This is a genomic window from Streptomyces sp. NPDC057428 (assembly GCF_042803195.1).
Lineage (GTDB): Bacteria > Actinomycetota > Actinomycetes > Streptomycetales > Streptomycetaceae > Streptomyces.
Genome location: NZ_JBHVCT010000158.1, coordinates 1 through 7,353 on the forward strand (window position 1 = coordinate 1; position 7,353 = coordinate 7,353).

Genomic DNA, 7,353 nt, shown 5'->3' on the forward strand with positions numbered 1-7,353 from the left:
GATGCAAATCGGGGCGGCCCGCTCCTGGTCGGCGGCCTGTGACGGCCTTTGAAGGTCAGACCTCGACGACGACCGGAAGGATCATCGGGCGCCGGCGGTAGGTGTCCGACACCCACTTGCCCACGGTGCGGCGGACCAGCTGCTGGAGCTGGTGCGGCTCCATCACCCCGTCCTGGGCAGACTTGTTGAGGGCCTCCTCGACCTTCGGCACCACGGCCCCGAAAACGGAGTCGTCGATGCCGGAGCCGCGGGCCTGGATGTGCGGCCCGCCCACGATCTTGCCGGAAGAGCTGTCGACCACGATGAAGACCGAGATGATCCCCTCATCACCGAGGATCCGGCGGTCCTTGAGGGACGTCTCCGTCACGTCGCCGACGGAAAGGCCGTCGACGTACACGTAACCGGCCTGGACCTTGCCGACGATCTTCGCCTTGCCGTCGACCAGGTCGACGACGACGCCGTCCTCGGCGATGACGATGTGGTCCTTCGGTACGCCGGTCAGCGCGCCGAGCTCGGCGTTGGCCCTGAGGTGGCGCCATTCGCCGTGCACCGGCATCAGGTTCTTCGGCTTGCAGATGTTGTAGAAGTACAGCAGCTCGCCGGCCGAGGCGTGACCCGAGACGTGGACCTTGGCGTTGCCCTTGTGGACGACGTTCGCACCCCAGCGGGTCAGGCCGTTGATCACGCGGTAGACCGCGTTCTCGTTGCCGGGGATCAGGGAAGACGCCAGGATCACGGTGTCGCCGGGGACGATCCGGATCTGGTGGTCCCGGTTGGCCATGCGGGAGAGCGCGGCCATCGGCTCGCCCTGGGAGCCGGTGCAGACGAGTACGACTTCGTCGTCGGGCAGGTCGTCGAGGGTCTTGACGTCGACGACCAGGCCAGCCGGGACCTTCAGGTAGCCCAGGTCACGGGCGATGCCCATGTTGCGGACCATGGAACGACCGACGAAGGCGACCCTGCGGCCGTACTCGTGGGCGGCGTCCAGGATCTGCTGGATGCGGTGCACGTGGCTGGCGAAGCTGGCCACGATGATGCGCTTCTGGGCGTTGGCGAACACCGTGCGCAGGACGTTGGAGATGTCCCGCTCGGGCGGGACGAATCCCGGGACCTCGGCGTTCGTCGAGTCGGAGAGGAGAAGGTCGATGCCCTCCTCGCTCAGCCTCGCGAAGGCGTGCAGGTCGGTGAGACGGCCGTCCAGCGGGAGCTGGTCCATCTTGAAGTCACCGGTCGCGACGGCCAGGCCCGCGGGGGTCCGGATGGCGACGGCCAGAGCGTCCGGGATGGAGTGGTTGACGGCGATGAACTCGCAGTCGAAGACACCGAGGCGCTCTCGCTGCCCCTCCGCCACCTCCAGGGTGTACGGACGAATCCGGTGCTCCTGGAGCTTGGCCTCGATGAGGGCGAGGGTCAGCTTCGAGCCGATCAGCGGGATGTCCGGCTTCAGGCGGAGCAGGTAGGGCACGCCACCGATGTGGTCCTCGTGGCCGTGCGTGAGGACGATGCCCTCGACGTCGTCCAGGCGGTCCCGGATCGTGGTGAAGTCCGGCAGGATCAGGTCGATGCCGGGCTGCTCCTCCTCCGGGAAGAGGACACCGCAGTCGACGATGAGCAGACGGCCGCCGTATTCGAAGACCGTCATGTTGCGGCCGATTTCGCCCAGGCCACCGAGCGGGGTGACCCGCAGGCCGCCCTTCGGAAGCTTCGGCGGGGTACCGAGTTCAGGATGCGGATGACTCAAAAGACTCTCCTCACCACGCGCGCCACGTACCGCTTAGGGCACGTGGCGCGCATGTCATTCGTGCACTTGCTGTTGTCAGGTGGTGTTTCCGTCGCGAGTTTCCCCGCGTATTCAGTTGTGAAGTCCGTGGTCAGAGCTGTACCCCGCCGGCAGCCAGATCGATCTTGAGCTGGGCCGTCTCCTGCGCCGAGAGTTCCACGAGCGGAAGGCGGAGCGGGCCCGCGGGCAGGCCCTGCAGGGTGAGCGCGGCCTTGGTGGTGATCACACCCTGGGTGCGGAACATGCCGGTGAAGACGGGGAGCAGCTTCTGGTGGATCTCGATGGCCTTCTGCACGTCGCCACCGAGGTGCGCCTCGATGAGTGCGCGCAGTTCCGGGGTGACGACGTGGCCGACGACCGAGACGAAGCCGACGGCGCCGACCGAGAGCAGCGGCAGGTTGAGCATGTCGTCGCCGGAGTACCAGGCGAGGCCGGACTGGGCGATGGCCCAGCTGGAGCGGCCCAGGTCGCCCTTGGCGTCCTTGTTCGCGACGATCCGGGGGTGCTCGGCGAGCCGGACGAGTGTCTCTGTGTCGATCGGCACACCGCTGCGGCCGGGAATGTCGTACAGCATCACCGGGAGACCGGTGGAGTCCGCGATGGCGTTGAAGTGCCGCAGGAGGCCTTCCTGCGGCGGCTTGTTGTAGTACGGCGTCACCGCGAGGAGGCCGTGGACGCCGGCCCGCTCGGCGTCCTGGGCGAGCTCGATGCTGTGCCGGGTGTCGTTGGTCCCGACGCCGGCGACGACGTGCGCCCGGTCGCCGACTGCCTCGAGCACAGCCCTGACGAGCTGGTCTTTCTCCGCGTCGCTGGTGGTCGGGGACTCGCCCGTGGTGCCGTTGATGATCAGGCCGTCGTTGCCTGCGTCCACCAGGTGGGCGGCGAGCCGCTGGGCGCCGTCGATGTCGAGTGCGCCGTCCGCCGTGAAGGGCGTGACCATAGCGGTGAGGACCCGCCCGAAGGGGGTCTGCGGAGTGGAGATCGGAGCCATGGGTAACACGCTACTCGTTGGTCGGAGCGCCGCGCCCCCTCGGGGGGACGGGGAAGAGGAGCCCGGCACTGCCTGCTCGGGGGTTCAAGCAGTGCCGGGTCCGTTTGATCAGCCTAGATGAACTTCACGAAACGTCGCAATACGGACACCGCTTACGGAGCTACACGTCCGTTTTTGTTGAAGGCGGCATGAGTGAGCGGCATGAGGGTCTGCCAGTGCTGTTCCATCTGCTCGCCGACCATCTCGATCTCGCGCTGCGGGAAGGACGGGACCTTCGCCAACTCGTGCTGGGTGCGCAGTCCGAGGAAGTGCATCAGCGAGCGGGCGTTGCAGGTGGCGTACATCGTCGAGAACAGGCCGACGGGGAGCACCGCGCGGGCGACCTCGCGGGCGACACCCGCCGCGAGCATCTCCTGGTAGGCGTCGTAGGCCTGCCGGTAGGAGTCCTCCATGGCCCGGCCGGTGAGCTCGTGCTGCTCGGGGGTGCCCTCGACGAATTCGTACTTGCCGGGGCGGCCCTGCTGGATGAGCTTGCGGGACTCCCCCGGGACGTAGAAGACCGGCTCGAGCTCCCTGTAGCGGCCCGATTCCTCGTTGTAGGACCAGCCCACGCGGTGCCGCATGAACTCGCGGAACACGAAGATCGGGGCACTGATGAAGAAGGTCATCGAGTTGTGCTCGAACGGGCTGCCGTGCCGGTCCCGCATCAGGTAGTTGATGAGACCCTTGGAGCGTTCCGGGTCCTTCGTGGCCTCTTCCAGGGACTGCTCACCGGCCGTCGACACACGGGCCGCGAACAGCACGTCGGAGTCGCTTGCGGCGGATTTCACCAGGTCAACGGTGACGTCGCTGCGGAAATGGGCCTTGGTGGGCTCGGGGGTGTCGGTCACCGGCGGGGTCCTTCCGATTGCGTCGCTCGGGCGGCGTCCACTCTACGGGGCGCCGGCCGGACCTCCGCCAGCGGAATTTCCGGCACGCGTTCGGCGATTCGGGGCACCGATCGGGGCTGCCGTACGTCTGACTCATCAGTAGTACCCGTCACAGATTTTCAAGGAGAGTTTCCTCATGTTCCGCCGGCGTGAATCCGTCCCGTTCTCGTTCGTCGCCGACGCCGACCGGTTCCGCAGTAACGTCACACCTCCCCCTCGGCGGCGTCCCAGTGCCTCACAGCTGGCCGGCCGTTCACTCGTCGGGCTGACCCTGATCGCCGGGTTCGCCGGCTCGCTGCTCTTCGGTCTGCCCGCGCTGGACACGGACAGCACGCCCTCGCACAGCCAGAGGTCCGAGGCGTCGCAGCACCGCTGACCCGTACGGGCCCCCTGGGGTGGTCGGGCGTGGGGCCGCTCGGTAGCCTCACCGGGCACAGCAATCGAGCGTGCTTGTGAGTGAGGATCAGTCGTGCCCCTGCCCTTCCTGACGGCCGACCGCGCATTCGACGCGGACGCAGAGGACATCGCACTGCCGTTCGACGACCACGACAGCTGGCGGCGGCCCTACCGTCCCGGCCCGTGGCGGGTCGCTGCGGCAGCCACCACCCTGCTGCTCGCGTCCTACGTGCTGCTCGCCGGCGTGATCATCTCGCTGACCGGATCGCTGTCGGGTGCGAGCGTGTGCTTCGCACTGGCCGGGGTGGTCATCGCGAGCGCGCTGCGCCTGCTGCGGGTGGGCGCCTGGGTGAGCCGGCACGGCGTACGCCGGGTGGGCTTCTTCCGTACGACCACGGTCGCGTGGAACGACGCGTCGGTCGTCCGTACGGTCCAGCAGCCGGTGAAGTGGCTCGGCTTCCCGCGCACCGTGCAGGGCCAGGCCCTGCTCGTCGTGCGCCGGGGCGGCGAGACGCTGGCTCCGCTGCTGACGGACCACAACGCGGACTTCCTGGCGCGTGCCGAGGCCTTCGAGCGTGCCACGGACACGGTCGAGGCCTGGGGCGACGAGTACCGCACGGGCTGACACCGCACGGTTCGCGCACACGACAAGCCGGTACGGCGCCGATCAGGCGCGTACCGGCTTGTTCGCATGCAGGGCGATGGCGCGCTGCATCGCCTTCCGGGCACGGGGAGTGTCCCTGGCGTCCTGGTAGGCCACGGCCAGACGGAACCAGCAGCGCCAGTCGCCGGGGCTGTCCTCGGTCTCCTCGCGGCGCCTGGTGAAGACGGCGTCGGCGGAGTCTCGGTCGATCCGCCCCGACGGGGTGCGCACCAGCTCGTCGACGGGGAGGCCGCCCTCGGCGTCCAGTTCGGCGGCCAGGGCGTTGGCCCTGCGGACGAACTGGGTGTTCTTCCAGAGGAACCAGACGCCGATCACCGGGAGGATCAGCACCGCCACGCCGAAGGTGACCGTGAGCAGCGTGCCGTGCCGGATGAGCAGGACGCCGCGGCTGCCGGCCAGGACGAAGTAGAAGACCAGGACGGCGGAGGTGACGAGGTAGGTGAGCTTTGCGCGCATGGGGTTGGGCCCAGTCAGTTCAGGTCGAGGAAGTGTTCCAGGCCGAAGGTGAGGCCGGGAGTGGTCACCACGCGGCGGGTGCCGAGCAGGATGCCCGGCATGAAGCTGCTGTGGTGCAGCGAGTCGTGGCGCAGGGTGAGGGTCTCGCCCTCGCCGCCCAGCAGGACCTCCTGGTGGGCGAGGAGGCCGCGGAGCCTGACCGAGTGGACCGGTACGCCGTCGACGTCCGCGCCCCGCGCCCCGTCCAGCGCCGTGGCCGTGGCGTCGGGCTGAGGCGCCGCCCCGGCCTTCTCGCGGGCCGCGGCGATGAGCTGGGCGGTGCGGGTCGCGGTGCCCGATGGGGCGTCCGCCTTGCCGGGGTGGTGGAGCTCGATGACCTCGACGGACTCGAAGTAGCGGGCGGCCTGCTCCGCGAACTTCATGGTGAGGACGGCGCCGATGGAGAAGTTCGGCGCGATGAGCACACCGGTCTCCGGGGAGCCGGAGAGCCAGGTGTTCAGCTGCGCGAGCCGTTCGTCGGTCCAGCCGGTGGTGCCGACCACCGCGTGGATGCCGTGCCGGACGCAGAATTCGAGGTTCCCCATCACCGACGCGGGTGTGGTGAGCTCGACGACTGCCTGGGCGCCGGTCTCCGTGAGGATCTCCAGCTCGTCACCGCGGCCGAGGGCGGCCACCAGCTCCATGTCGTCGGCGGCCTCGACGGCTCGCACCGCCTCGGACCCGATGCGTCCCTTGGCGCCGAGAACGGCCACGCGCAGCTTGCTCATGTGTTCTTTCCTTACGGGGTGGTTAGGAGACCGCTTCCTGGAGGCGGTCGGCCTGCTTGTCCTTCAGCGGGCCGATGACCGAGAGCGAGGGCCGCTGTCCGAGGACGTCCGCCGCGACGGCCCGGACCTCGTCGGGGGTGACCGCCGCGATCTTGGCCAGCATGTCATCGACGGACATCTGTTCGCCCCAGCAGAGCTCGCTCTTGCCGATGCGGTTCATGAGCGCTCCGGTGTCCTCCAGGCCCAGGACCGTGGAGCCCGCCAGCTGTCCGACGGCCCGGGCGATCTCGTCGTCACCGAGACCGTCCGTCGCAGCGCGGTCGAGCTCGTCGCGGCAGATCTTCAGTACGTCGTGGACCTGGCTGGGCCGGCAGCCCGCGTACACGCCGAAGAGGCCGCAGTCGGCGAAGCCCGAGGTGTACGAGTACACGCTGTAGGCCAGGCCGCGCTTCTCGCGCACCTCCTGGAAGAGCCGCGAGCTCATGCCGCCGCCGAGTGCGGTGTTCAGGACGCCGAGCGCCCAGCGGCGCTCGTCGGTCCTCGCCAGGCCGGGCACGCCGAGGACGACGTGGGCCTGCTCGGTCCTGCGGTTGAGCAGCTCGACCTTGCCGGCCGCCCGCAGGGTGCGGGAGCCTTCGCGTGGCGCCGTGGGGACGGCGTCGGTGCGGGTGAGGGCGCCTGCCCGCTCGAAGGCCTTCCTGACCTGCCGTACGACCGTGGCGTGGTCCACGTTGCCCGCCGCCGCGACCACCAGGTGCGTGGGGTCGTAGTGCTTCTTGTAGAAGCGGGCGATCTGGCCGCGGTTCAGCGCGTTGATCGTGTCGACGGTGCCGAGGACCGGCCGTCCCAGCGGGGTGTCGCCGAGCATGGTGTGGGCGAACAGGTCGTGCACGCAGTCGCCCGGGTCGTCCTCCGTCATCGCGATCTCCTCGAGGATGACGCCGCGCTCGGCGTCCACGTCCTCGGGGGCGATCAGCGAGCCGGTCAGCATGTCGCAGACGACATCGATGGCCAGCGGGAGGTCGGTGTCCAGGACCCGCGCGTAGTAGCAGGTGTACTCCTTCGCCGTGAAGGCGTTCATCTCGCCGCCGACCGCGTCGATCGCGGACGAGATGTCCAGGGCGCTGCGCTTGGCCGTGCCCTTGAAGAGGAGGTGTTCGAGGTAGTGCGTCGCGCCGTTCAGGCTGGGCGTCTCGTCGCGGGAGCCGACGTTGGCCCAGATCCCGAAGGTGGCGGAGCGGACGGAGGGCAGGGTCTCCGTGACGACCCGGAGGCCGCCGGGGAGGACCGTGCGGCGGACCGTGCCGATGCCGTTGCTGCCCTTGAGAAGCGTTTGGGTACGGGCGACGGCCCGCCCCTCCGGGGAGGGG

General features: G+C 69.1%; 8 protein-coding genes. 2 read left to right on the plus strand and 6 right to left on the minus strand.

Annotated elements, in window-relative coordinates:
• Positions 1–55: 55 nt before the first annotated feature.
• The 3 genes from ACFU5K_RS30670 to thyX all read right to left on the minus strand — a co-directional run bounded on the left by ACFU5K_RS30670 (position 56) and on the right by thyX (position 3,661).
• On the minus strand, positions 56–1,741 hold the full coding sequence (locus ACFU5K_RS30670; protein WP_384067652.1) for a ribonuclease J: 1,686 nt from the start codon (positions 1,739–1,741) through the stop codon (positions 56–58).
• A gap of 130 nt (positions 1,742–1,871) precedes the next feature.
• Positions 1,872–2,771 carry a 4-hydroxy-tetrahydrodipicolinate synthase gene (gene dapA, locus ACFU5K_RS30675; protein ID WP_384067655.1) on the minus strand — a complete coding sequence of 300 codons (900 nt, stop codon included), beginning with the start codon at positions 2,769–2,771 and terminating at the stop codon, positions 1,872–1,874.
• Between the two features lie 152 nt (positions 2,772–2,923).
• Positions 2,924–3,661 carry an FAD-dependent thymidylate synthase gene (gene thyX, locus ACFU5K_RS30680; RefSeq protein WP_384067658.1) on the minus strand — a complete coding sequence of 246 codons (738 nt, stop codon included), beginning with the start codon at positions 3,659–3,661 and terminating at the stop codon, positions 2,924–2,926.
• 175 nt (positions 3,662–3,836) lie between these two features.
• On the opposite strand from thyX, the gene ACFU5K_RS30685 reads away from it, so the two are divergent.
• Together ACFU5K_RS30685 and ACFU5K_RS30690 are read left to right on the plus strand one after the other, a co-directional pair.
• A complete protein-coding gene (locus ACFU5K_RS30685; protein ID WP_384067661.1) occupies positions 3,837–4,076 on the plus strand; it encodes a hypothetical protein in 240 nt (79 codons plus the stop codon).
• A 93-nt stretch (positions 4,077–4,169) separates the two neighbouring features.
• Positions 4,170–4,721: a hypothetical protein gene (locus tag ACFU5K_RS30690; protein ID WP_384067664.1), complete on the plus strand. Its 552-nt coding sequence runs from the start codon at positions 4,170–4,172 to the stop codon at positions 4,719–4,721.
• A gap of 42 nt (positions 4,722–4,763) precedes the next feature.
• Here the strand turns inward: ACFU5K_RS30690 and ACFU5K_RS30695 are convergent, their stop codons facing one another.
• From ACFU5K_RS30695 to ACFU5K_RS30705, 3 genes are all read right to left on the minus strand, one after another.
• Positions 4,764–5,216 (minus strand): hypothetical protein, encoded by a 453-nt coding sequence (locus ACFU5K_RS30695; protein ID WP_384067667.1) that lies wholly within the window; start codon positions 5,214–5,216, stop codon positions 4,764–4,766.
• Between the two features lie 14 nt (positions 5,217–5,230).
• Positions 5,231–5,983, minus strand: coding sequence for a 4-hydroxy-tetrahydrodipicolinate reductase (gene dapB / locus ACFU5K_RS30700; RefSeq protein WP_384067670.1), 753 nt, complete (start codon positions 5,981–5,983; stop codon positions 5,231–5,233).
• A gap of 22 nt (positions 5,984–6,005) precedes the next feature.
• Positions 6,006–7,353, minus strand: a 1,348-nt coding sequence (locus ACFU5K_RS30705; RefSeq protein ID WP_384067673.1) for a M16 family metallopeptidase, incomplete at its 5' end; no start/stop codon positions are given.